This window comes from Pseudoalteromonas sp. MMG024 (assembly GCF_021654175.1).
Taxonomy (GTDB): Bacteria; Pseudomonadota; Gammaproteobacteria; order Enterobacterales; family Alteromonadaceae; genus Pseudoalteromonas.
In genome coordinates this window covers 150,037-174,421 of sequence record NZ_JAKFZO010000004.1, presented here as the reverse complement: position 1 = coordinate 174,421, position 24,385 = coordinate 150,037, and the positions used below count along the sequence as shown (strand labels likewise).

Genomic DNA, 24,385 nt, shown 5'->3' with positions numbered 1-24,385 from the left:
ACGCAATATAGACAAAACAGTGACACTGAGAATCATGTGCAAGAAAGTTACTCGGTTTTTTCTTTAAACTCACATAAATCTTCAATAATACAGCTGCCACACTTAGGTTTGCGGGCAACACACACATAACGGCCGTGTAAAATAAGCCAGTGGTGAACATCAACTTTAAATTCGGCGGGCACTACTTTTTCAAGTTTCGCTTCAACTTTATCGACGTCCTTGCCCATGGCGAATTTAGTACGATTTGATACACGGAATATATGCGTATCGACTGCGATTGTTGGCCAGCCAAAAGCGCAATTTAAGACAACATTAGCCGTTTTACGACCAACACCGGGCAGGGCAACGAGGGCTTCTAAGCTTTCAGGTACCTGGCTATTGTGTTTTTCAATTAAGATTTGGCTTAACTTATAAACATTGTTAGCTTTTGAGTTATAAAGGCCTATGGTCTTTATGTATTCCTTTAAACCCTCCATACCCAATTCCACTATGGCTTCTGGAGTGTTTGCTACTGGAAATAGTTTACGTGTAGCTTTGTTTACGCCAACATCGGTTGCTTGTGCCGATAAGGTAACAGCAACCAATAATTCAAACGGATTTGAATATTCTAATTCTGATTTAGGCTCTGGGTTATCGGCGCGTAAACGCTCTAATATTTCGCGGCGTTTTGTTTTATTCATTTACTTAGTCCAGGCTTGTGACACGTGCGCGTGGCGCTTTTTCAGTAATTGGTTCGTCTTGTTGTGATTGCTGTTTGGCGTCAATGTAATTTTTTAACGCAATAAGCAAGCCCATGCCTAAGAAAGCACCTGGCGAGAGAATCGCAAGTAAAAACTTTGTTTCGGTTTGCATTATTTCAATGCGTAACACTTTTGCCCAATCACCCAGCAGTAAATGTGCACCATCAAACAAAGTACCTTGTCCTAATAATTCACGCATAGCGCCCAATAGCACTAACACAGCAAGAAAACCGAGTCCCATCATCAAACCATCAAATGCGGCTAGTGGTACAGAATTTTTAGAGGCAAATGCCTCGGCGCGGCCAATTATCGCGCAGTTGGTAACGATTAATGGGATAAAAATACCGAGTGATAAGTAAAGCTCGTGACTAAAGGCATTCATTAAAAGTTCAATCATGGTTACAAAGGCTGCGATGATCATCACAAATACCGGAATACGGATTTCTTTCGGTACCCATTCACGTACTATTGCTACGGTGACGTTTGACCCTAACAATACAAACAAGGTGGCTAATCCTAAACCAAGCGCATTGGTTACGGTCGCCGATACTGCCAGTAATGGGCATAAACCAAGCAGTTGTACCAATGCTGGGTTATTTTTCCATAGTCCTTGGTTAATTATATCGCGCAGTTGTTCAGTCATTATTTACTCCGCATAAATTATCTTGATTAAACAGTGCTTGATGCTGATTTTGGGTATAAAGACTTGCGCGTTTAACGGCATTAATCACCGCGCGAGGCGTTATTGTTGCACCTGTAAATGCATCAAATTGACCACCATCCTTTTTTACTGCCCATGATGTATCCTTAATTGAAGTAGGGCGCTTGCCATCAAAACTGGTTATCCAATCTGAGCGACGAATTTCTACCTTATCACCAAGCCCTGGCGTTTCCTTGTGTTCAATAACGCGTACACCAGCTATTGTGCCATCGATATAAATGGCAGAAAGAATTTCAATATTACCGCTGTAACCATCTGGTGCAGTTGATTGCAGGACCACCGCAACTGGCTTATCACCACTTTTAGCGCGGTACACTTTGGTATCACTCGCGTGATTTAAATAATCTTCTTTAATCTGTGCACAGTCTAAATAAAGTGTGTTGTCGTAGTCATTTTCACTGATAACTTGGCCTAATGTGTCCATTAGCTTTTGCTGTTTATTGTGTTCAATCGCAGGCTTAGTTGCGATATAAGTTAGGGTTACAACCGCAGTACTGGCAATTGCAAACGCTCCTAAAATCAGAGCGTTTTTAGAAATTGATTTAGATAACATTACTGCTCCTTAGCGCCATACACTTTTGGCTGCGTGTAGAAGTCAATTAAGGGCACCGCCATATTGAGTAACAATACTGAGAACGCAACAGCATCAGGGTATCCGCCATAAGTGCGAATCAGGTACACCAGTAGACCAATTAACGCACCATAAATTAAACGGCCTTTGTTTGTTGTTGATGCAGACACCGGGTCGGTGGCAATAAAAAATGCGGCTAACATAGTTGCGCCACTAAACAAGTGAAGCATGGGACCGGTACTAACACCTGGGTGAAACATCACACCAATGCTGGCACAAATTGCAAGGCTAGCTAAAAAGCTTACTGGAATATGCCAGTTAATAACGCGCGCTTTTAGTAAATAAACGCCGCCTATTAGGTATCCTAGATTAACCCATTGCCAACCAATACCAGCAAGTTCGCCAAATATTGGGTTTTGTAAACTTTCTGAAGTAGTGAGTCCTTTACTAAGACTCGTTTTTAGTGTATCGAGTGGGGTTGCCATAGACACGCCATCCACGCCGAGTCTTAATTGCTCGGTTGTTAGGCCGCTTTGGGTTATGCCGGTAAAGATCACGCTAATCTCATCTAACAAAGTATGTTGATTGAATGCAAGTTCAATGGGAGGTGACCATGTTGTCATTTGCACCGGAAATGAAATTAACAACAGCACGTAGCCTGCCATCGCTGGGTTAAATAAATTAAAACCAAGGCCACCATACAGTTGTTTAACGAAAATAATGGCAAATGCGGTACCAATAACAATCACCCACCAAGGCGCAAGCGGCGGTATACTGATAGCAAGTAACACGGCAGTAAGCACAGCGCTATAATCGCTTAACGCGGATTTTATATTACGCTTACGCAGTTTTAGCACAAAAGCTTCGGCGGCAATTGCCGTGATAATTGCTAGCAATAATTGAATAATTACACCAAAGCCAAAAAAGTAAGCCTGACAGGCAACGCCTAGGCTTGCTGCAAAGGCAACTTTGAGCATAAGCTCACTGAGCGACTTATGACTGTGTTTGTGTGGCGAGCTGCTTAAGGATAATTGCACGTTATTCCGATCCTTTATCTTGTTGCGCCTTTTTGGCTTTAGCCTTTGCGATTGCAGCGGCAATCGCTGCCTTTTTCTTCGCTTCAGCATCGAGTTTTGGTTTCTCAGTTGTATCAACTGCAGCTAGATTATCTTGTTGCTCAACATCGTTATCGTTCGACTGTGGCAAGTCGTTTTGCTCAGCCGCTTGCTTGGCTGCTTTTTTAGCTTTAGCACGAGCAATAGCAGCGGCGACTGCTGCTTTACGCGGGTCATCACTGGTGCTTTTGTCTGCGTCTTGTGCTTTGGTTTCGTCAAGCGTTTCAGTTGTTGATTGTTCAGCCTGCTTTGCCGCTTTTTTGGCTTTTGCACGAGCAATCGCTGCGGCGACAGCTGCTTTACGCGGATCATCACTGGTGCTCTCGTTTGCGTCTTGAGCCTTGGTTTCATTTGGCGTTTCAGTTGATGATTCTTCAGCTTGCTTTGCCGCTTTTTTGGCTTTTGCACGAGCGATAGCCGCGGCGACAGCGGCTTTACGCGGATCATCACTGGTGCTTTCGTCTGCGTCTTGAGTTTCCGTTTCATCTAACGCTTCAGTTGATGGTTCTTCAGCTTGCTGTGCAGCCTTTTTAGCTTTGGCACGAGCGATAGCAGCGGCAACAGCTGCTTTACGCGGATCTTTATCGTTTGATGTGTCCGTTTCACTAGTAGCGCTATTATTGGCAACGTCATCGGAACCTATCGCTTCTTTTTTAGCTTTGGCGCGAGCTATTGCAGCGGCGACTGCAGCTTTACGCGGGTCACTCGTCGTATCTTTTACGTCTTGTTCGTTTGTTTGCTCAGCTTTTTTAGCTTTTGCACGCGCTATTGCAGCTGCAACGGCGTCTTTTTTACTGTCATTACTTGTCGCTGCTGGTTTTTCTTCTTTATATGCGCGAGCTTGTGCTTTTCGCTCTTCACGCAGCTTTGCCATTTCAGAATTATCTGGCTCACCATTTTCTGAACGTTTTGCTTTAGCACGCGCTAAAGCTGCTTGAACGGCTGCACTTTTATCATTTGACGAAACTCGTTTCGAGGCTTCTTCAACTTTCGACTTAGCTTCATTGTTTGTTTGCTTTGCCGCGCGTTGATGTCGGTTTTGGCGCTCTTCTTGTTCGCGCTTCAAACGCTCATTACGCGCTTCAAAACGCTCTTTTGCACGCTCTGCTTTAATCTTATCTTCGCGCTCTTGGCGAATTTCTGCCTTGGCAACACGGTAATATTGCACCAGTGGAATTTCACTTGGACACACATAGGCACATGCACCACATTCAATACAGTCAAATAAGTTATGCTCTTCTAACTTATCGTATTCTTTACTTTTGGCAAACCATTGTAGCTGCTGTGGCAGTAGCGTAGCAGGGCAGGCGTCGGCGCACGCACTGCAGCGAATACAGGCTTTTTCTTCACCGGGCATCGGCATTTCACGTTCGCTCGGCGCGAGCACGCAGTTACTGGTTTTTATGATTGGAAGGCGTACGCTCGGTAAAGTAAAGCCCATCATCGGACCGCCCATAATCACACGTTGCCACTGCTGTGGCTGAAAACCGCTTTGTTCGAGCAAGAACTTGATTGGTGTACCGAGCAGGCTCCAGACATTACCCGGTGTTGAAATTGTTTCACCCGTTACTGTTACAACACGCTCAATAAGCGGCTTGCCTTCATATATGGCCTGATAAATAGCGAAAATCGTACCGACATTATGTACCACCATGCCAATATCAGATGGGATCCCACCTTGTGGTACGTGTTTTGACGTTAACAGTTGAATAAGTTGCTTTTCACCGCCCGATGGGTATTTAGTTGGAACCGGACATACTTGTGTATAGTGGTCATTTTCGCAGGCTTTTTTCAGTGCAGCGATCGCTTCGGGCTTATCGTCTTCAATACCAATTAAAATCTTGGTTGGCTGATAAAGCTTGCGCAGTACCTCAATGCCTTTAATTAATTCGCTAGCATGCTCACGCATTAACATATCATCGGCGCTGATATATGGCTCGCATTCAACACCGTTAATGATTAGAAATTCAATTGCATTTTTAGGCTGGGCTTTTACATACGCAGGAAAGCCCGCACCGCCCATACCACTGATACCAGCATTGTGAATACGCGTTACAATCTCTTGGTCAGATTTGGCATAAAAGTCAGGCCATGGAGATAGTTCACACCATGTGTCTTGACCATCTGGCAGTAATACGACACTCGGCTCAGGCAATGCACTTGGGTGTGTGGTTGGCTTCATCGCGATTTCGCTGATAGTACCAGAGGTTGGTGCGTGCACAGGTACGCTCCAGTGGCCCGCGGGTTCGGTTAAGGCTTGACCTTTTAATACACGATCACCCGTTTTAACGAGCAAACGCCCGTTATCGCCAATGTGCTGCTTAAGCGGAATAGTTAAACTTTCAGGTAACGGTAAGCGCTTAATTGGTTGTTGTGTTGAACTCGCTTTATTCGGGGCAGGGTGTACACCGCCCGGAATCGACCAAAGCTTACCACGTTCAATTTGTTCTAAAATAGATTCCACCAACAACCTCTAATCGATATTTGTTACTGGAATGGCTTGTAAGTCCCATTTCCAGTTTTTACTTGTGGTTTTAACGGGCACCATGTCGATGCAGTCTACCGGACAAGGTTCAACGCACAGGTCGCACCCTGTACATTCGTCAATTAATACTGTGTGCATTTGGCGTGTTGCGCCGACAATGGCATCAACAGGACATGCTTGAATGCATTTAGTACAGCCAATACATTCATCTTCTCGAATGTAGGCAACCGTTTTAATCGGTTCTTTTTCTTCGCCGCCAGCAAGCGGTTTGGCTTCAACCCCCATTAAATCCGCGAGCTTTTGTACCGTTGCTTCGCCTCCCGGTGGGCACTTGTTAACGTCATCACCGTTAGCAATGGCTTCTGCATAAGGACGACAGCCAGGGTAGCCACACTGGCCGCATTGCGTTTGCGGTAGTATTTCATCGATTTGTTCGACGATAGGGTTGCCTTCAATTTTATAGCGAATTGCTGCAAAGCCAAGAATTGCGCCAAATAACAGCGCTAAACCGCCTAAGGCGAGTAGGGCGTAGAATAAAGTCATTTACAGTTTTACCAATCCGGTGAAGCCAAGAAATGCCAGCGACATTAAACCGGCTGTGATCATGGCGATAGACGCGCCTTTAAATGGGGCTGGTACGTCTGCTGCCGCTAAACGCTCACGCATTGCGGCAAATAAAACAAGTACCAATGAAAAACCGACTGCGGCGCCAAAGCCGTAAATTGCCGATTGTAAAAATGAGTGTTGCTCACGGGTGTTTAATAATGCTACGCCAAGTACTGCACAGTTGGTGGTGATTAACGGTAAGAATATACCCAGTAAGCGATACAATGTCGGGCTGGTTTTACGTACCACCATTTCGGTAAATTGCACAACAACTGCGATCACTAAAATAAAGCTCATAGTGCGCAGAAAAGTGAGCTCGAGCGGTATAAGAATATATTGATTTACAAGGTAACTGGTGACTGATGCCAACGTGAGTACAAAAGTGGTTGCTAGAGACATACCAATTGCGGTATCCAGCTTGCCAGACACACCCATAAACGGGCACAGGCCTAAAAATTGTACCAAAACAAAGTTGTTTACTAATACTGTGGCAATGAGTAACAGTAGGTATTCGGTCATTGAAATCTTATATGCGCTACATTTGACGCTTATTATCCAAATTTTCGGATTAAAGCTCAACTTATTCCGCTAAACAAATCTCATTCAGTTTCAATTGTTAAAGTAGTGTGGGGGAGTTTAGTGTGAAATTTAAACAAAAGGTAATTATGACGTTAAAAAGGGGCGATAAAGCCCCTTTTTTTAAATGGTGTAAATTAAATCTCTTTGGGCTTTTCGATGTAATAGCCTTGTGCACCATCTAAACACAGTTGTTCAATAATGTGTTTTTCTTCTTGGCTTTCGACTCCTTCGGCAAGTACAGTAACGCCAATGCGGTGAGCCAAATCAACCATTAAACGCATAAAGTACTGGTTGTTTTTATCTTCTTCTAAGCCGCGCGTGTAGGTTGCATCCATTTTAATAAAATCAGGTTTTAAATCGCGGAAAAACTTAAATGAGGTTAAGCCAACACCAAAACGTTCAACGGTAATACGTGCACCTACACGGTGGATCATATCAATAAAGCGTTTTGATGCTTTTACGTTTTGCTGTAAACCGAATTCACTCACTTCAAAAATTAATTTAGCAGCAATGGCATTATCTTTTAGTAAGCGACGTTCAAGCCAAATCGAAAACTGCTCGTCGTGAGCGCTTTTAGCCGATACGTTTACACCGAAAAACTGGTCGTTCAGGTTACGCGTTTTAATTGCATTAATTGCTTCTTCGATAACAAGGCGATCCACATGTGCGTGTTGATTGAGCTTTTCACTCATTGCTAAGAACGAAGAGGTTGGCAAAATGTGTTCGTCAGAGGTTTTAAAACGCGCGAATATCTCAGAGTAGGCCTTGGCACTACGACTCGTTGGCATAATAGTTTGGATCATTAGCTGAATGCGATTGTTGTTTAATACATCATCAATCACTTGACGCCAATTTTGATTACCAAAACTTGCTGAAACATTATCAATAATGTCGCTTTCTTTTTGAATATGGTAGCCATTTGTTGTTTTACTTTGTGCAAGGCTAAGAGCAGTGTCTACTTGCGCCAATAGTGGGCTAAGTGGCTTGCCTGTTTCAAAAGACACAATACCGGTATTTGCGACACTGGTAAGTTCAACATGTTGTTGAAATTCAGTGAATTTACTTTGCAGTACTTCGCCAAGTTTTTCTGCTTCTTTAATTGGTACGTTGATTAACAGTACTGCAAAGTCTGAGCTATTTAAGCGATAACAGGTGCTGCCAGAGTAAGTGCCAATAGCTTGGGTGATGAGATCTGACACATCTTTAATGTATTCATCGCCTTGCTGATAACCGCGCGTTTGGTTTATTAAGTTCAATTCAGTACAGCGAATAACGGCAAGGGTACCGAAACATGGTTTGTCGGCGTTTTCAATTTGGTGTTCGTAGTGCTCAATAAATAAATTACGGTTACCTAGTCCTGTTACAGTGTCTTTGTAGGCTTCGCGTTTAATATCAAGGGCAGAGGATTCAATGTCTTTTTGCTTGCGCTTTAAAAAGCCATTTAAACGAACAATGCTCGGAAAAATATTACTTACAGCGTTATCAGCAAGCGATGAATCGAGTTTGCCATCTTTACTGTCATTTTCAATGTACTTATCGACCATATTTGAAATAGCGTCGCCCATACGATTTGACGCTTGCATTAACGTTAGCTTTAACGTGATAAAAGGCACAAGGGTGAGTACTAAAATGATCAGGAATAAAATCAAAAAAGCGTTTTGTACGATCTCAGCTGTTTGCTTTAGGCGTAATGTAAATTCTATTTTTAGGCCTAAATCGCTTCCCGCACCATGTTGAGAACGGATAAACGGTTTGTAATCTTGTAGGTGTTTTACCAAAAAGGGCAGGTAGCTTAAGTTTCCTTGATTACTGAAAATAGTTTCATTTTCTTTGTCTTTAATAACTAATTTATCAAGGTTGTACTGCAATTTTATACTTTTTGCGAATGCTTCGATATCTTGATTTGTCGTTACTTGAGAGAGTTCAAGGTCGATTGCTCTTTGCACTTTTAACTGTTGCGAGTTTGCATATTGATGCAACGCTGAATTAAGCATATATCCAGTAAGTGCTGTTGCAAGCAAGCAAAAAAATACTTGGATTGTAATAAAGCGAGTTAATCCTGCCATGGTTTTTCTTATCTCACGCTGTATTAATTGGTAGATTATATTAAATGAAATAGGGGACAACGATAGGTCGGGATACTTGTCAGCTATGCAAGACCAAAACTCTGTCACTAATACAAAAAATCACTTATGAAATGGTAAGTTATATTCTAAGAAAAGTCTAATAAAGGTAATAAAATGTAATATAGAAAGGTAAGAGTTGGCTCCCCCTCCCCGACTCGAACGGGGGACCTGCGGATTAACAGTCCGTCGCTCTAACCAACTGAGCTAAGGGGGAACAACAATAGGGTAGTGTGCTTTGGCTCCCCCTCCCCGACTCGAACGGGGGACCTGCGGATTAACAGTCCGTCGCTCTAACCAACTGAGCTAAGGGGGAACAAGCATACTTAAAATGGATTAACGATTGGCTCCCCCTCCCCGACTCGAACGGGGGACCTGCGGATTAACAGTCCGTCGCTCTAACCAACTGAGCTAAGGGGGAATCGTTAAATGCTAAGAACTTGGCTCCCCCTCCCCGACTCGAACGGGGGACCTGCGGATTAACAGTCCGTCGCTCTAACCAACTGAGCTAAGGGGGAATGGCGTTGTTCTCAACGGGGCGAAATATTAATGACAGCATGGGGAAGTGTCAACAACTATTAATTAAGAAAGTTAAAAAAGTGGTTTGAATGCATATTTGTTGTGCAACTTGCTAGTTTTTTAACTGCTTTCGTGTGTTATTTGTTCATTAGCGTTTTAAAAATGATGGAAATTACATATTAAAATGAAGTCTCTAAAGTTAAAAATTAGACACTCGTTACCTTGCTATTCATTTTATTCCCTTAAAAGTGTGCTTACGGATGATATAAACACTGAACTTGGTTTTTACTTCTAACAGTTTTAAGAAATCAGTGTTTATCGGTAAATACCTAAAAGCTATTTATTACTGAGCCAAATTCATAATGTTAAATTCGAAATAGAACGCAGACTTAAGTTAACACACTTCTAACTGTGCTTTTAGATATAAATGCTAAAGCGAGCATGTGACTTATTTTCTTCACTGAATTGGTAGGTTAATGCAAAGCTGTGGCGATACATCTCCAACTCGAGTGTATAAAGAAGCAAAGAGGCACTTATAAAGAGGTACTTATACTCACCACACTTAGGATTAAGCGCAGAACAATTAAACTAGTGAAAACGTGTAATGCTAAAAAACAATACGCTATGCCTAGTTTGACTATAAGTGTGATTGGGAACTTAAAAAGTATGTTTCTCGATTATCTGACACTAATAAAAAGACATGCTCGATTATAAATCGCCTTATACAAAAGCGAATAAAACGCGCAATTGGTTCTAATAATAAGTATCTTAATTAACCTAACGATTAATGAATTAATCACTAGTGAAAAAGTATCAATATTTTTCTTGGTAATTTTTTTGATACTGATATTAGCGCACTCTATGACATATTTATTTTTGTAATCGCTGATTAATAAAGGGCTACATTTAGTTATCCACTAAATCTGTGGATAACTCTGTTTATGAATCTTTGAGAACATAACCAAGCCCTTTATTTATCGGTTGTAAGAGAAATGCAATAGTTTTCAAATAAAAAATATTTATCAATAAATTCAATGCTTTAATTTGTTTGGTTGTTTTTGGTTGAAAATTGTTCGAAATGTAATCTCGGTATGTTTATTGCGCAAGTTGTTGTGTAAAAACTAGTCGGAGCAGTGGTTGTTAGCTGTTACTAACTGAGTATCTATCGGAATATCAGTGTATTTATATAAATCAAATGTAAATACAAAATTCTTTCGGTTTACTTTTTGTTTACATTCGCTCGGCGGGTTTGTAAAAAATTAATTTGCGATGGTATCAACGCGCTCATTTCATTAGAATGTTGCCGTGCTTATATAAGGGTCCTCATGCAACAGTCTAAATCGCAATCAGCAAATAGCGCCGCATCGCTTCTCGAAGCGCCGATTGAAAAAACACTTGTTAAAATGACCGTGCCAATGATTTTCGGCATGATCACCTTAATGTTATTTAATATTGTCGATACTTTTTTTGTCAGTATGTTGGGCACAGAACAACTTGCTGCAATTAGTTTTACCTTTCCGGTTACATTTACGGTTATCAGTCTTGCAATAGGCCTCAGCATCGCCACATCGGCAATAATTGCTAAAGCACTTGGTGCAAATAATCACGCTGAAGCGCGTTTTGATGGTGCAGTTGCATTAATCGTATCGGCATTGTTGGTTGTGGTGACGTCTTTTATTGGCTATTTACTGATTACCCCGATTTTTACATTACTTGGCGCGACACCAGAGCTGCTGGTGTATATTCGTGATTATATGGCGGTATGGTTTATTGGCAGCGCGTTACTAATTACCCCAATGATTGGTAACGCCGTTTTGCGAGCCAGTGGCGATACTAAAACACCCAGCATTATTATGGGCGGGGCGGGGGTGATAAATGCAATCTTGGACCCTATCTTAATTTTTGGCTTTGGACCAGTACCAGCCATGGGCATTAAAGGTGCTGCGATTGCGAGTGTGATTGCGTGGTCATTTGGTGTTGCCTTTATTCTTTATCTACTGATTATTAAACGCAAACTTGTTGCTTGGGAAAAGTGTCAGCAAAGCTTTATGACTGCAACGGTAAAAATGCTAAAAATTGGCGTACCAGCAGCCAGTGCAAATATGCTAACGCCGATAGCAATGGCGATTATGACCGCGATTGTCGCAAGCTATGGCGCACATGCGGTGGCGGCGTTTGGTGTGGGAAGTCGTATCGAATCAATCGCCAGTATTGTGGTGTTAGCACTTTCTATGACTTTACCACCTTTTATTAGCCAAAATTTCGGTGCAAATCGTTATGATCGTGTTGAGGCCGCTTACATGGCGAGCCTGAAGTTTGTACTTATATGGCAGTTCATTATTTACCTGGTGCTTATCGCTTTAAGTGGTGTGATAAGCCATATATTTGCCGAAGAGCAAAGTGTTATTGATGTGATAAAACTGTTTATCTACATTTTACCGTTAGGCTACGGCTTGCAGGGTATTATTATTTTAACTAATTCATCATTAAATGCATTGCACAAGCCAATGCACGCGCTGGTGCTTAGTATTGTACGCTTATTTGTGTTTTATTTGCCATTCGCCTATGTCGGTAGCTTAATCGGCGACTTACAAGGGCTATTTATTGGTGCGTTAGTGGGTAACTTATTCACAGCATGTGTTTCATACTCATGGTTTAAAAAGCAGTTAACCAAATGCCATAATAGTATTGTGCCACACACTGTGTAGAGGGAAATATGAGTAAAGAAAACGTTTCAGATTTCAAATTGGTATCGCCCTTTAAACCCAATGGCGACCAACCAACGGCCATCACGCAACTAGTTGATGGACTCGAAGCAGGGTTGGCCCACCAAACCTTACTGGGTGCTACAGGTACAGGTAAAACTTTTACCATGGCGAATGTTATTGCAGAGCTAAATCGCCCGACCATTATTTTGGCTCATAACAAAACCCTAGCAGCTCAGCTATACGGTGAGATGAAAGAGTTCTTTCCTGAAAATGCGGTGGAATACTTTGTTTCTTACTATGACTATTACCAGCCAGAAGCATACGTAGTTGCGAGCGATACCTTTATTGAGAAAGACGCTTCAATAAATGACCACATCGAACAAATGCGTTTATCTGCAACCAAAGCCTTACTTGAGCGACAAGACGTTATTATTGTTGCGTCAGTTTCTGCTATTTACGGTTTGGGTGACCCCGACTCTTATTTAAAAATGATGTTACTGATAAAACAAGGTGACACCATAGATCAGCGCGACTTACTACGTCGACTTGCTGAACTGCAGTACACCCGCAATGACATTGATTTTCAACGTGGTACCTATCGTGTGCGCGGTGAAGTAATTGATATTTTCCCTGCTGAATCTGAAACCATGGCTATTCGCGTTGAAATGTTTGACGACGAAGTGGATCGCTTAAGTATTTTTGATCCACTTACTGGCGCGGTGGAAAGGCATATTATTCGCGCCACAATTTACCCGAAAACCCACTATGTGACGCCGCGTGAGAAAATTCTTGCTGCCATTGATAACATTAAAGAAGAACTTAAACTTCATCGTAAACAGTTACTTGATAATAACCGTTTAGTCGAAGAGCAACGCGTTGCACAGCGCACCCAATACGATATTGAAATGATGAGCGAGCTGGGATATTGCTCGGGCATTGAAAACTACTCGCGTTATTTATCGGGTCGAGCACCTGGCGAGCCGCCACCTACATTGCTTGATTACTTGCCAGATGAAGCGTTAATGATCATTGATGAATCACACGTAACTGTGTCGCAAGTAGGTGCAATGTATCGTGGTGATCGCAGTCGTAAAGAAAACCTTGTGGAGTATGGCTTTCGTTTATCATCGGCACTTGATAATCGTCCGTTAAAGTTTGAAGAATTCGAAGCGATTTCGCCACAAACGATTTATGTGTCGGCAACGCCTGGGGATTATGAATTAGAACGCTCTAATAACGAAGTAGCCGAGCAGGTTATTCGTCCAACCGGCTTATTAGATCCCGAACTTGAAATTCGTCCAGTCGGAACGCAAGTTGATGATTTATTGTCTGAAATTTATAAGCGTGTTGAGCTAAACGAGCGTGTATTAGTTACCACACTGACCAAGCGCATGGCTGAGGATTTGTCTGATTATTTAAATGATCACGATGTAAAAGTGCGTTACCTTCACTCTGATATCGATACCGTTGAACGCGTTGAAATTATTCGTGATTTACGTGCTGGCGTATTTGATGTACTGGTCGGAATTAACTTGCTTCGTGAAGGGTTAGATATGCCTGAAGTGTCTTTGGTGGCGATTTTAGATGCTGACAAGGAAGGCTTCTTGCGTTCAACCCGCTCGCTTATTCAGACCATAGGTCGTGCTGCGCGTCACATTAACGGCCGCGCAATTTTATATGCGGATCGCATAACCGATTCAATGAAGCGCGCAATTGACGAAACAGAACGTAGGCGCAGTATTCAGCACCAATACAACGTAGACAACGGCATTACACCACAAGCCTTGAATAAGAAAATCACCGACATTATGGATGTGGGTGAGCAAGTTGATGATACGCCCAAAGCAAGTAAGAGAACGGTTAGTAAAGCGACTGTTGAAATTTTATCAGCCGATGAAATTAACAAGAAAATCAAACAACTTGAATCTGAAATGTTGGCGTTTGCTCGTGACCTTGAATTTGAAAAGGCAGCAAGCGTACGAGACCAAATTCAACAATTACATCAAGAATTAATAAATGCCTAATATCGATTTAACCAATTTACTAAGCGCTATTGCCAAAGGCGCACCGTTTAATGACGAAGTGTGCCGTGTTTATCATGGCCGTGGTGATAGCCAAGGTGAAACTAATTTCATCAATTTAGATTGGTACCCACCGTATTTATTTCTTGCGTGCTACAACCCAATTAATGAAACAACGCAAAACGTACTAACTGAAGCCGTTTGGCAAGCGCAGCAAACTGCCGGATTTAACGCAAAAGGGCTTGTGTTTCAGTATCGTGCCGGACGTGATACGCAAGTGTCTGTACCGTTTGGTGAGGTGCAAGACCGATTCGAAGTTGCAGAGCTTGGCGCCAAATATTGGGTACAACTAACCAAAACGCAAAATACGGGTATTTTTCCTGATATGCGTGAGGGCAGGGCGTTTGTTAAAAATAATAGTCACGATGCAAAAGTACTTAACTTATTTTCATATACCTGTGCGTTTTCGGTTGTCGCTAAATTAGGTGGCGCTCAACAAGTTATTAATATGGATATGAATAAATCAGTGTTGCGTACGGGGGCTGATAATCATCGACTAAATAACGTGGCAGAAAATATTAGTTATTTACCTCACGATATTTTGAAGTCATTTGGTAAATTAAAAAAGGCCGCACCGTTTGATTTAATTGTAGTTGATCCGCCGAGTTTTCAAAAAGGCAGTTTCGTATTAACCAAAGATTATCAAAAAATCTTACGCCGTTTACCGGATTTATGTCACAGCAATACGCAGCTATTGTTATGTGCTAATAGCCCTGATGTATCAGAAAAACTGTTTATTGAGATGATAAGTGACGCTACCGAAGGGCGACTGAGCTTTGTTGAACGGCTGCCAGCGGCTCCACGTTTTGAAGAGCCAGATGGCGCCAATTTAAAAGCGCTGGTTTATCGTCTAGCGTAAAATAAGTAGCCGATGCAAAACAAAAAAAGCGCTAAGTAAAATACTTAGCGCTTTTTTATAACTTATTGATTTCTTTCGCTACTTGGTAGCCATCGTCCGTTACAATTTTTTCGAGTACTTGAACACGTTCAGTTAGCTTGGTGATTTGTTGTTTTAAATCTTCTGTTTGTGCATCACTTGCTTGATTGTGTTTTAACGTCTTCTCTTTAAATTTAATGTGCTTGTTGTACATATCTGCCAATACGCCAAAACCTACTGAGACAAATACGATCATTACAATCATCGTTGTGCCACTCATTGTCGCTCCTAACCTTCGAGTAAATGTGGCTTTAGCTTAATGCAAAAACATACACAATGTGAAATTTAATGTTAAACGGTCAAATTTGGTGTTTTTCGAGTCGATATAAAAAGGCTTTGTAACTTAGCCCTAATAGTTTTGCGGCGGCAGTTTTATTATTTTCACAGCGTTTAAGCGACTGCAATAAAATATCGCGTTCAAACTGATGCCAATCTATTCCTTCATTTGGCAGGGTATATTTATCGCCTTGCTGGAGTTGCCCGTTTTCGTGTGTAAGGCTCTCTAATAGTTCGTCTTCATCGCCAAGTAGGGCGTAACGCTCAATGCAATTTGATAGCTGTCTAACATTACCAGGCCACGGGTAGTTTAATAACTGTTTTAACGTGTGTGCACTTAATGATTCGATAACCCCACCATATTGCTGGCTAAATTTGTCTTTAAAGTAATGAATAAGCTTGCCGATGTCTTCACTTCGCTCACGCAGCGCAGGCATATGAATAGGCACAACGTTTAAACGATAATACAAATCTTCACGAAACAGGCCTTCTTCAACTTGTGCTAATAATTGTTTATGGCTTGCGGCAATCACACGCACATCAAGTGCTACTTCTTGGTGACAGCCTAACGGGGTGATCACCCCTTCTTGTAAAAAGCGCAGCAGTTTAGTTTGTAATTGCGGGCTAAGCTCCGCCACTTCATCTAAAAATAACGTACCGCCGTCGGCCGCGGCAAATTTACCGAGCTTGTCTTGATTAGCACCAGTAAAAGCCCCTTTTTTGGCGCCAAATAATTCAGCTTCGGCAATGGATTCAGGAATTGCGCCACAGTTAATGGCAATAAAGGGGCTATTTTTGCGCGGTGAAATTTTATGAAGCGCACGCGCAGCAAGCTCTTTTCCGGTGCCGCTTTCACCACTAATTAAAACAGTTGCGTTAGTGGAAGCCACTTTTTCTATGCGTTGAAATACCTTTTGCATACAGGGAGCACTGCCAATCAAATCGACCATGCTGTCTTGTTGGCTCAGTTGATTATTAAGCGTTTGGTTGGTTAAACGTAACTGATTTGCTTTATTTGCTTTGGCGAGTGCAAGTAATAGCTCTTGGCGCTGAAATGGCTTTGCTAAATAGTCATCCGCGCCTTTTTCTATGGCAAGAGCTGCATGATCAATTGAGCCATAGGCTGTGGCAATGACAATACCCACGGGAAAGTTGTTTTTTCGCGTAAATTCTAACAACTCAAGCCCGCTTAACTGGCCCAGTTTCCAATCACTAAAAATTAAGCTAATGCGATTATCTGCTTTAAGCGCCACAATCGCTTCTTCCACGCTAAATGTCGCTGTGACGGTAAACCCCTCAGCACTTAGCATTGCAGCGATTAACTCATTTTGAGTAGCATCGTCCTCAACCAATAGAATATGTACGTTATCCATTAAACTTCTCTTTTAAACATTGCGCGAAAGTGACTACCATTTTGACTGGTGTTAACAAGTTGAATATCGCCCGTGTAATACAAATTGATAATCTGTTTAGCGAGGTAAAGGCCGATGCCGGCACCATCTGGCTTGTCGCTTACATGCGGTTGGAATAATTGCGCTTGAATCGCTGAATTTACACCTTTACCTTTATCATTAATATCAACGTGTACCGTGTTTTCATGTGTATTCACATCAATATCAATAGCGTTGTTTTCGCCGCCTGATTCAATACCGTTGACGATAAGTGTATGTAAAATACTGCGCACTTCGGTTTCGAGACCAACGAGTTTAATACTGTTATCGCAATTGATGTTAATGGGTATATTTTCTGATAATAGTTCGAGCTTTATATCCGTTAGTACGGCAGCAAGCGGTACCTCAGTGCTTCTGTCGACTTTATCTTTGGACAGGGTTAAAAGTGCATTAATATTTTTATCAATATGCTCGATTTTAGTATGCGCAATTTGTTCTAGCTTAGTGCGCTCTGTTTCGGGTGCTTTAAAATATTGGTCTATGGTTAAGTTTAGGGTGTGAACGGGATTACGAAGTGCATGGGCAATACCGCGACTTAATTCACCAAGCTGCGCTAAGTGTTTTTTCTGTTCTATTTGGTGCTGTACTTTAGCGAATTCGGCCAGTTTGCTGCTCATTGAATTAAACTGTTGTGCACAACGCTTAAGCTCGGTTACCCCTTTTGTAGGAATTTGAATACCGAGTTTATCGTTATCTAACTCATCCATCGCTTGCACTAGCTGATTAATTGGTCGCGTGATTTTGTTGGTAAGCCAAAGCGCCAGTAGCAATGCAAGGGCAGAGGAAATAGCAATACTCCAAAGAATTGACTGCGTAAAGCGTTCAAAACTCGCACTGTCGGTAAGGTACTCGGTACTAATTTGACGATGTACTTGCATATTGTCTAAGTCGTCTACCGCCATAAACACCGCTTCAATCTGCTCAGCATTTTGACTAATAATTTCAATACTGCGTTCGTTATCTTTATCAATTACCACATGGCGTTTTACAAGCGTGGTACTGTTTTCGTGCGCGTTTGAGGTTGCATCAGCATCGCTATCGGATTCTGCAGTGATATGAAATTCAAATTTCATATCACTGTTATCCCCACTTTTTGGGGCAATTTCAATTAGCTTTTTACGAACCTTATCTTTGGTCGAGGCCAATATTTTTTCTGTTAATACTTCACTTTTACTTAAGATTTCACTTTCGATTTGCTGCTTAAAATACATAGTCAGTGCCGTTTGAATTAATGCGACGCTGGCAAACAACACAATTAAAGTGATAATTAACAGTTTTCTAATACTCAAAGACGGCTTCCTTTTTTATCGAATGTAAATAACACGTGGTCACATCTTAATTCAAACTTTGTACCAGATTATCAGCTAATGCCTAAATTAAGAATAACTATACAACACATTGAAAGTTATATAGTTACTACTCAAATGTAATTAAGCATTTAAAAAAGAGTTCACTGTTTTTGTACTGTAATTCCTGATATCAGGATATGCGACCCGCATATAGGTAAAATCAATTTCCTTAAAATGTTCAAAAAATAGCAAAAATTATTTTAAATCAGGTAATTATGCTTTTGGCATGAAAATTCCTTAGAAACAAACAGAGTTAACAACAAAACCAATTAAATAAGGAATTTATTATGTTACTTAAAAAAACACGTTTTTTACCATTAGCGGCATTAGCACTTGCATGTACTACAGCGATGGCGGGTGATACAGAGAAAAAAGTAAACGTTATTGAATACAAAACTGATATTGAACTGATAAGTGATGGGGCAACAACGCCTATTAAGATACAGTTCGATGGCAAGCCGAGTGAGCAGCAAATTGAAGATGCAGTTGCGGGTTTACCACCTGAAAAGCAAGAAAAGGTGCGTGAGTTACTAAGTAACCTTGAGGTTGAAAATGATGAAGGATTGAAGGTGTTTGCATTTAAAAGTGGCGAGGGCGATATTGAAAAGCATATCGAAATACACACCGACGAAGCTTGGTCGTCACAAAGCGGTAGCAATGTATTTGTTTTGAGTGACGGTGAAAAACAGGCTCAAGTATTTAAGTTCAAATTTGAAGGCGATGAATCGGATGGGCCTTTTCATGCGTTAAAACACCTTTTGAACACGGCCGATTTAACGCCGACGCAAATTGTTGAGTTGCAAAATATACTAAGTCAAAAATAACAAAATATACATCAAGCGAAGCCAAGCGGTTAAAACCATGCTTGGCTTTATTACTTGCGTCCACTTTTCTATAAGTTATTGAATATTTTTGTTTTATTTAACCTAAACTCGGGTTGTTTAGTGCGTCCACTACGTTTAATGCGGGTCAACTCATCTCACGCTTTTTTCGTATATTAATACTACATTGTAGAATTAATTGGACGGGGTAAATTATTTATTCTACATTGTGATAAAAATATTCTATCTAAATGCCAATGAAAGAGAAATTTCTAGGTGAGTTTGAACAAATGGTGATGCTTGCCATTTTAAAACTCAATGACAATGCATATGGGGTGTCTATTCGCGACATGCTAATTGAAGCAATTGATCGCGATGTGAGTGTAGGGGCCTTGTATACCACTTTGGAACGCCTTGAAAAAAAAGGTTTGTTAACAAGTTCGCAAGGGGAAGCGATTGCTGAACGAGGTGGTAGAGCAAAGAAGTTTTATGCCGTAACCGGTCAAGGAAAGCAGGCACTTAATCGTGCTAAAAATGCACTCGAAACCTTATGGCAAGGTGTGCAGTTAAGTAAGTTGGCACGTTATGCATAGTTCATCTCCGCTTAAAAACAAACACGAAATGGTGCTGGCAAATAAACTATTGAGCTGGTGCTTACCTGCGTCAATACGTGAAGCGGTAATTGGCGATTTAGAAGAAACGTATTATTTTAAACAGCAACAAGGCCTTGCGCCGATTGCAATTCAATATTGGTATTGGCAGCAGACGTTTAATCTAGCCTACCGTTTTATGCCAACAACTCAAAGAGGGTTAATCATGTTTATTTTAAGTCTAATTGTGTTTATGTCGATGATGGTATTTGGCATGGTTATGGGTGCGGATGTAACCGCGTTTATTGATGTACCATCAGCAATGTTGGTATTTCCTCCAGCTATCTTTTTTGCTATCGCTGCTACGTCTTGGCAAGAGTTTACCTTTGCATTTGGTTGCGTGGTCAGTGATGAACGAAGCTTTAGTGAGCGAGAACTCGTGCAATCAAAGCGTGTTTTTTCGGTACTGGGAAATTCTGCTTTGTGGTGTGGCGGCATTACGACTTTGATTGGTTGGGTAGCAATGGCATCAAATATTAGTGCACAAGAGTTTAGCAGTGTGGTCGGGCCCGCGTTTGCGGTATCAATTTTGACGTTTTACTACGGCGCTATTGTTAAACTGATTTGTTATGTTGCAGCGCAACGAATTGAATCTAAGTTACTAGACTAAAAAATTTACGCTAGCGTTGATACAAAAAAAGCCCGCATTGCGGGCTTTTTTGTTTTAACTTTGTTCAGGCTAATTGACTTTCTTTCTGCCTGAAAACGCATGAGAGAGTGTCATACCGTCTACTAAATCAAGTTCACCACCAACTGGCACGCCATGGGCAATACGTGATGCACTAATGCTATTTTTAGCACACATATCAGCAATATAATGCGCCGTTGTTTCACCTTCTACCGTTGGATTTGTCGCTAAGATAACTTCTTCAATGGTGCCCGACTTTAATTGTTGTTCAAACACATCCAGACCAAGTTCCATTGGTCCGATACCGTCAAGTGGCGATAAGTGACCCATTAAAACAAAATAGCGGCCTTGAAATTGCCCCGTTTGTTCAATCGCTAGAATATCCGTTGGTGACTCAACGACACATAGCAGACCTGAATCTTGGCGTTTTGTGCTTAAGCAAATATCACATTGGTCGGTTTCGCAAAAAGTTCGGCAAGTTTTACAGTGGCCGACGTTTTCCATTGCAAACGTTAAACTTTGACCTAATTGACGACCGCCATCGCGATCATGCTCTAACAGGTGAAATGCAATACGTTGCGCTGATTTTGGGCCGATGCCAGGCAAGCAGCGCAAGGCTTCAACAAGTTGGCTTACGCCTGATGTTAATTTCATAAGGAGTTTGAGTTTTCCAATTTTGCTATAACATACACTAAGTTACTAAATGAGCCAATTATTCAAAGCTGAGATTACTTGGCTTTGCTAATAACTGTGTATTGCGTGCGATAGGCTCGTAGGTATATTCAATGTGTGGATTACGTAGCCAAAGCTTACCTTTACTAATAAGTAAGGCTCCAAACGACACTATGGTGGCTTCATCTGTAATGGGAAGTGTTACCTCAATGTCGCGCCAGTCTCTTGTTCCACCACTACTTGTATAACGTAAGTTATCAAATGCTAAGGAATTATTGTCTTTGTCTTCGATGCGCATCCAAATACTTGCCATTGACTTTACAAATTGGTGTTTAATTTGTGCGCGAAAGGTGATGCCGGTGACGTTTTCTTGTTTGGCACGGGTTGCATCGAAGTTAAATCGTTTTAGCAGCACACCGAAGTCAGGGGTATCAATTACACTTTCGAGCAATAGGGTGTCGCGATCATTTCGCGCTTGGTATTCACCATCAAGTTCGTCACTGATTTTCCAAGTTGATAGATCAATAGACTGAGGCCCTAGGGTAAATTTACCAAATGGCGTTGTGTTATAACCAACTATATTTAAATATTTTGTGCGTTCTTTGCTTGGGGCATCGTCTTTTGGCCTAACATAACCGAAAGGGGTGCTTATGTCTTTTGCATCATGTGGTGCCTCGTTAATTTCAAATTTATCGAACCACACTTGCCCTGAGCCTTGGAGTACACCTGAGTATGACAATGCCGATATGTCGGACGTAATATCCGCAACTACTGAAAAACGCTGCCACTCAAGGTCGCTTTTAGTGCCAATAAACTTAGCTTCAGCGCGACGAGTAATGCTGTCTTCTTTATCCATTAAATAAAGTCTCAATAAGGCCTCACCGTCTAAATTGCTGGCTTTCACGTAGCCAGATATCTCAATTTTTTTATTTTCAAATGGCGTAGCATCAATAATTTGTTTAATGGTTGCAATACCCTCTTTACTAGGCAATTTGTTAATTAGAAATACGCTCGATTTACCATCAACTTTTTCCTTGTTTGATAGCCCATAGCGGTAATTGTTAAATGGATAAGCAAAAAAATACCAATCGTTGAGCGCTGGCTTTTTTTCCAGCGATAAAATTTGATGACTTGAGAGAAAATCAAAATGATTTAATTGCACATTGCGATTATGGATCGCTGAATAAACGAATGCTGTGCAACAAATTATTAGTATAAAAATCAGAGTACGAATTGCGATTGTCATTGTTGTAATTAACTCAATACAGCGTAGTTGGTGATTGTATCGTTTACGGGGAATATTTAAAACAAGTGTAAATCTAATTGCGCTTAATTTCGGCAACTATTTCGGATTTGAACGTTTGCTCTTGAAATCTAGAAACTCAACCCTATATCAAATGGCAATATAGCAAAAACCTAAGATTTTGACGGAGTTTTCAATGTCTGCCCAAAAAGAAACATTTGGTTTTCAAACCGAAGTAAAGCAACTTTTACAGCTTATGATCCACTCTCTTTATTCAAATAAAGAGATTTTTCTACGTGAACTTGTTTCAAACGCATCCGACGCAGCAGATAAACTGCGCTTTCTCGCACTAGAGAATAACGACCTTTACGAAGGTAATGGCGAGTTACGCGTTCGTATTAGCGCTGACAAAGATGCAAACACCGTAACTATCTCAGATAACGGTATTGGTATGAGTCGCGAAGAAGTGATTAGTTCACTTGGTACTATCGCAAAATCAGGCACGGCTGAATTTTTCCAAAACTTAACGGGCGATCAAGCACGTGATTCACAACTAATTGGTCAATTTGGTGTGGGTTTTTATTCAGCGTTTATCGTTGCTGATAGTGTGACGGTACGTACTCGTAAAGCGGGTGAAGCGCAGGCAACTGAATGGCATTCACAAGGTGAAGGCGAATATACGCTAGCGGATATCGAAAAAGCCGAGCGCGGTACCGAAATTATTCTGCATTTACGTGACGATGAAAAAGAATTTTTAGAGGAGTTCCGTTTACGTTCAATCGTAACTAAATACTCAGATCACGTATCAATTCCAGTGGAAATGTATCAAGCGCCAACGGAAGAGTCAGAAGGTCCTGATGGCGAGAAAATTCCAGCAACGCCAGGTGAGTGGCAAGCAATTAACAAAGCAACAGCACTTTGGACACGTGATAAATCAGAAATTTCTGATGAAGAATACAAAGAATTCTACAAGCACGTTGGTCACGATTGGGAAGAGCCACTAACATGGGCTCACAATAAAGTTGAAGGTAAAACAGAGTACACAAGCCTACTTTATATTCCTAAAAAAGCGCCGTTTGATATGTGGAATCGCGACCGTCAACACGGTTTAAAACTGTATGTGCAACGCGTATTCATTATGGATGATGCTGAACAGTTTATGCCTAACTACTTACGTTTTGTTAAAGGCTTATTAGACTCAAACGACCTTCCACTTAATGTGTCGCGTGAAATTTTACAAGACAACAAAGTGACACAAGCAATTCGTAAAGGCTGTACTTCACGTGTGCTTAAAATGCTTGATCGTATGGGTAAAAACAAACCAGAAGAATACCAAACATTCTGGAATGAGTTTGGCCAAGTGATTAAAGAAGGTCCAGCTGAAGATATGGCAAACAAAGAAGCCATTGCTAAGCTACTTCGCTTTGCGTCGACTGACTCAGATCTTGAGACACAAAATGTATCGCTTGAACAATACATTGCGCGCATGAAAGAAGGCCAAGATAAGATTTATTATGTTGTGGCTGATAGCTTCCAAGCAGCGAAAAGTTCGCCACACCTTGAGATCTTCCGTAAGAAAGGTATTGAAGTGTTACTGCTTTCAGACCGTGTTGATGAATGGATGATGAGTCACCTGACGGAATTTGATGGTAAACAGCTAACATCAATCACCCGTGGTGATTTAGACCTTGGTGATCTTGATGATGAAGAGAGCAAGAAAGAGCAAGAAGCGTCTGAAAAAGAAGTAGAAGGCTTAATTGAGCGAGTTAAAACAGCGCTGGGTGATAAAGTGAAAGAAGTACGCTTTACTCACCGCTTAACTGATTCGCCAGCTTGTGTTGTTGCCGATGAACACGACATGAGCTCGCAGATGCAAAAGCTAATGGAGCAAATTGGCCAACAAGCACCTGAAACTAAGCCAGTGTTTGAGTTAAACCCAGAGCATCAACTTGTTAAGCACTTAAATGATGTGCAAGATGAAGGCAACTTTGCGCAATGGGCTGATGTACTGCTTGACCAAGCATTACTTGCAGAGCGCGGCAGCTTGAAAGACCCAGCAGGCTTTGTATCTCGCTTAAACAAATTAATGTTAGATTTAAGCAAGTAACCA

At 41.4% G+C, this 24,385-nt stretch carries 20 protein-coding genes and 4 tRNA genes; 7 read left to right on the top strand and 17 right to left on the bottom strand.

Going from position 1 to position 24,385, the window contains the following annotated elements; genetic code table 11:
• Window positions 1-47 precede the first annotated feature (47 nt).
• From nth to L1068_RS05385, 12 genes are all read right to left on the bottom strand, one after another.
• On the bottom strand, window positions 48-680 hold the full coding sequence (nth, locus tag L1068_RS05440; protein WP_237129414.1) for an endonuclease III: 633 nt from the start codon (window positions 678-680) through the stop codon (window positions 48-50).
• Between the two features lie 4 nt (window positions 681-684).
• Window positions 685-1,383 carry an electron transport complex subunit E gene (locus L1068_RS05435; RefSeq protein ID WP_054980447.1) on the bottom strand — a complete coding sequence of 233 codons (699 nt, stop codon included), beginning with the start codon at window positions 1,381-1,383 and terminating at the stop codon, window positions 685-687.
• Window positions 1,376-2,014, bottom strand: coding sequence for an electron transport complex subunit RsxG (gene rsxG / locus L1068_RS05430; protein WP_237129413.1), 639 nt, complete (start codon window positions 2,012-2,014; stop codon window positions 1,376-1,378). The genes L1068_RS05435 and rsxG overlap by 8 nt, the downstream gene beginning before the upstream one ends.
• Window positions 2,014-3,069 carry an electron transport complex subunit RsxD gene (gene rsxD / locus L1068_RS05425; RefSeq protein ID WP_237129412.1) on the bottom strand — a complete coding sequence of 352 codons (1,056 nt, stop codon included), beginning with the start codon at window positions 3,067-3,069 and terminating at the stop codon, window positions 2,014-2,016. Before rsxD ends, rsxG begins: the two co-directional genes overlap by 1 nt.
• 1 nt (window position 3,070) lies before the next feature.
• Window positions 3,071-5,611 (bottom strand): electron transport complex subunit RsxC, encoded by a 2,541-nt coding sequence (gene rsxC, locus L1068_RS05420; protein ID WP_237129411.1) that lies wholly within the window; start codon window positions 5,609-5,611, stop codon window positions 3,071-3,073.
• Window positions 5,612-5,620: 9 nt separating this feature from the next.
• On the bottom strand, window positions 5,621-6,175 hold the full coding sequence (gene rsxB / locus L1068_RS05415) for an electron transport complex subunit RsxB (RefSeq protein WP_054980443.1): 555 nt from the start codon (window positions 6,173-6,175) through the stop codon (window positions 5,621-5,623).
• Window positions 6,176-6,757, bottom strand: a complete 582-nt coding sequence (gene rsxA, locus L1068_RS05410) for an electron transport complex subunit RsxA (RefSeq protein WP_010559829.1) — start codon at window positions 6,755-6,757, stop codon at window positions 6,176-6,178. It abuts the gene before it with no gap.
• A gap of 194 nt (window positions 6,758-6,951) precedes the next feature.
• A complete protein-coding gene (locus L1068_RS05405) occupies window positions 6,952-8,883 on the bottom strand; it encodes a GGDEF domain-containing protein (protein WP_237129410.1) in 1,932 nt (643 codons plus the stop codon).
• Between the two features lie 197 nt (window positions 8,884-9,080).
• A tRNA-Asn gene (locus L1068_RS05400) sits at window positions 9,081-9,157 on the bottom strand.
• Window positions 9,158-9,179: 22 nt separating this feature from the next.
• Window positions 9,180-9,256: transfer RNA gene (locus tag L1068_RS05395), tRNA-Asn, on the bottom strand.
• A 28-nt stretch (window positions 9,257-9,284) separates the two neighbouring features.
• Window positions 9,285-9,361 (bottom strand) — tRNA-Asn (locus L1068_RS05390).
• A gap of 20 nt (window positions 9,362-9,381) precedes the next feature.
• A tRNA-Asn gene (locus tag L1068_RS05385) sits at window positions 9,382-9,458 on the bottom strand.
• 1,326 nt (window positions 9,459-10,784) lie between these two features.
• Between L1068_RS05385 and L1068_RS05380 the strand changes: the two genes are divergently transcribed.
• From L1068_RS05380 to L1068_RS05370, 3 genes are read left to right on the top strand one after another with little or no spacing between them, the layout of a single operon-like run.
• Window positions 10,785-12,167 carry an MATE family efflux transporter gene (locus tag L1068_RS05380; protein WP_237129409.1) on the top strand — a complete coding sequence of 461 codons (1,383 nt, stop codon included), beginning with the start codon at window positions 10,785-10,787 and terminating at the stop codon, window positions 12,165-12,167.
• 8 nt (window positions 12,168-12,175) lie between these two features.
• The gene (gene uvrB / locus L1068_RS05375; protein WP_237129408.1) at window positions 12,176-14,191 is read left to right on the top strand and encodes an excinuclease ABC subunit UvrB; all 2,016 of its coding nucleotides are present in this window, start codon (window positions 12,176-12,178) and stop codon (window positions 14,189-14,191) included.
• Window positions 14,184-15,107, top strand: a complete 924-nt coding sequence (locus L1068_RS05370) for a class I SAM-dependent methyltransferase (RefSeq protein ID WP_237129407.1) — start codon at window positions 14,184-14,186, stop codon at window positions 15,105-15,107. Before uvrB ends, L1068_RS05370 begins: the two co-directional genes overlap by 8 nt.
• Window positions 15,108-15,162: 55 nt before the next feature.
• On the opposite strand, the gene L1068_RS05365 is transcribed toward L1068_RS05370, so the two are convergent.
• The 3 genes from L1068_RS05365 to L1068_RS05355 form a co-directional block, all read right to left on the bottom strand.
• On the bottom strand, window positions 15,163-15,405 hold the full coding sequence (locus L1068_RS05365; RefSeq protein WP_054980438.1) for a hypothetical protein: 243 nt from the start codon (window positions 15,403-15,405) through the stop codon (window positions 15,163-15,165).
• A 79-nt stretch (window positions 15,406-15,484) separates the two neighbouring features.
• The gene (locus L1068_RS05360) at window positions 15,485-16,834 is read right to left on the bottom strand and encodes a sigma-54 dependent transcriptional regulator (RefSeq protein WP_237129406.1); all 1,350 of its coding nucleotides are present in this window, start codon (window positions 16,832-16,834) and stop codon (window positions 15,485-15,487) included.
• The gene (locus tag L1068_RS05355) at window positions 16,834-18,201 is read right to left on the bottom strand and encodes a HAMP domain-containing sensor histidine kinase (protein ID WP_237129405.1); all 1,368 of its coding nucleotides are present in this window, start codon (window positions 18,199-18,201) and stop codon (window positions 16,834-16,836) included. The genes L1068_RS05360 and L1068_RS05355 overlap by 1 nt, the downstream gene beginning before the upstream one ends.
• Window positions 18,202-18,548: 347 nt before the next feature.
• Here L1068_RS05355 and L1068_RS05350 point away from each other — a divergent pair, with 347 nt between their 5' ends.
• The 3 genes from L1068_RS05350 to L1068_RS05340 all read left to right on the top strand — a co-directional run bounded on the left by L1068_RS05350 (window position 18,549) and on the right by L1068_RS05340 (window position 20,342).
• Window positions 18,549-19,085 (top strand): hypothetical protein, encoded by a 537-nt coding sequence (locus L1068_RS05350; RefSeq protein WP_237129404.1) that lies wholly within the window; start codon window positions 18,549-18,551, stop codon window positions 19,083-19,085.
• A 254-nt stretch (window positions 19,086-19,339) separates the two neighbouring features.
• Window positions 19,340-19,675 carry a helix-turn-helix transcriptional regulator gene (locus tag L1068_RS05345; protein WP_237129403.1) on the top strand — a complete coding sequence of 112 codons (336 nt, stop codon included), beginning with the start codon at window positions 19,340-19,342 and terminating at the stop codon, window positions 19,673-19,675.
• Entirely contained in the window at window positions 19,668-20,342 is a 675-nt protein-coding gene (locus tag L1068_RS05340; protein ID WP_237129402.1) for a hypothetical protein, read from the top strand. The genes L1068_RS05345 and L1068_RS05340 overlap by 8 nt, the downstream gene beginning before the upstream one ends.
• 69 nt (window positions 20,343-20,411) lie before the next feature.
• Here the strand turns inward: L1068_RS05340 and recR are convergent, their stop codons facing one another.
• Window positions 20,412-21,014 carry a recombination mediator RecR gene (recR, locus tag L1068_RS05335; protein WP_054980433.1) on the bottom strand — a complete coding sequence of 201 codons (603 nt, stop codon included), beginning with the start codon at window positions 21,012-21,014 and terminating at the stop codon, window positions 20,412-20,414.
• Window positions 21,015-21,072: 58 nt separating this feature from the next.
• Window positions 21,073-22,194, bottom strand: a complete 1,122-nt coding sequence (locus L1068_RS05330) for a hypothetical protein (RefSeq protein ID WP_237129401.1) — start codon at window positions 22,192-22,194, stop codon at window positions 21,073-21,075.
• Window positions 22,195-22,471: 277 nt separating this feature from the next.
• Between L1068_RS05330 and htpG the strand changes: the two genes are divergently transcribed.
• Window positions 22,472-24,382 carry a molecular chaperone HtpG gene (gene htpG / locus L1068_RS05325; RefSeq protein ID WP_237129400.1) on the top strand — a complete coding sequence of 637 codons (1,911 nt, stop codon included), beginning with the start codon at window positions 22,472-22,474 and terminating at the stop codon, window positions 24,380-24,382.
• The last annotated feature ends 3 nt before the right edge of the window (window positions 24,383-24,385 follow it).

Coding starts and splice junctions, on each gene's coding strand:
- nth (WP_237129414.1), bottom strand. CDS start 680: ATGAATAAAACAAAACGCCGCGAAATATTAGAGCGTTTACGCGCCGAT.
- L1068_RS05435 (WP_054980447.1), bottom strand. CDS start 1,383: ATGACTGAACAACTGCGCGATATAATTAACCAAGGACTATGGAAAAAT.
- rsxG (WP_237129413.1), bottom strand. CDS start 2,014: ATGTTATCTAAATCAATTTCTAAAAACGCTCTGATTTTAGGAGCGTTT.
- rsxB (WP_054980443.1), bottom strand. CDS start 6,175: ATGACTTTATTCTACGCCCTACTCGCCTTAGGCGGTTTAGCGCTGTTA.
- rsxA (WP_010559829.1), bottom strand. CDS start 6,757: ATGACCGAATACCTACTGTTACTCATTGCCACAGTATTAGTAAACAAC.
- L1068_RS05405 (WP_237129410.1), bottom strand. CDS start 8,883: ATGGCAGGATTAACTCGCTTTATTACAATCCAAGTATTTTTTTGCTTG.
- L1068_RS05380 (WP_237129409.1), top strand. CDS start 10,785: ATGCAACAGTCTAAATCGCAATCAGCAAATAGCGCCGCATCGCTTCTC.
- uvrB (WP_237129408.1), top strand. CDS start 12,176: ATGAGTAAAGAAAACGTTTCAGATTTCAAATTGGTATCGCCCTTTAAA.
- L1068_RS05370 (WP_237129407.1), top strand. CDS start 14,184: ATGCCTAATATCGATTTAACCAATTTACTAAGCGCTATTGCCAAAGGC.
- L1068_RS05365 (WP_054980438.1), bottom strand. CDS start 15,405: ATGAGTGGCACAACGATGATTGTAATGATCGTATTTGTCTCAGTAGGT.
- L1068_RS05360 (WP_237129406.1), bottom strand. CDS start 16,834: ATGGATAACGTACATATTCTATTGGTTGAGGACGATGCTACTCAAAAT.
- L1068_RS05350 (WP_237129404.1), top strand. CDS start 18,549: ATGTTACTTAAAAAAACACGTTTTTTACCATTAGCGGCATTAGCACTT.
- L1068_RS05345 (WP_237129403.1), top strand. CDS start 19,340: ATGAAAGAGAAATTTCTAGGTGAGTTTGAACAAATGGTGATGCTTGCC.
- L1068_RS05340 (WP_237129402.1), top strand. CDS start 19,668: ATGCATAGTTCATCTCCGCTTAAAAACAAACACGAAATGGTGCTGGCA.
- recR (WP_054980433.1), bottom strand. CDS start 21,014: ATGAAATTAACATCAGGCGTAAGCCAACTTGTTGAAGCCTTGCGCTGC.
- htpG (WP_237129400.1), top strand. CDS start 22,472: ATGTCTGCCCAAAAAGAAACATTTGGTTTTCAAACCGAAGTAAAGCAA.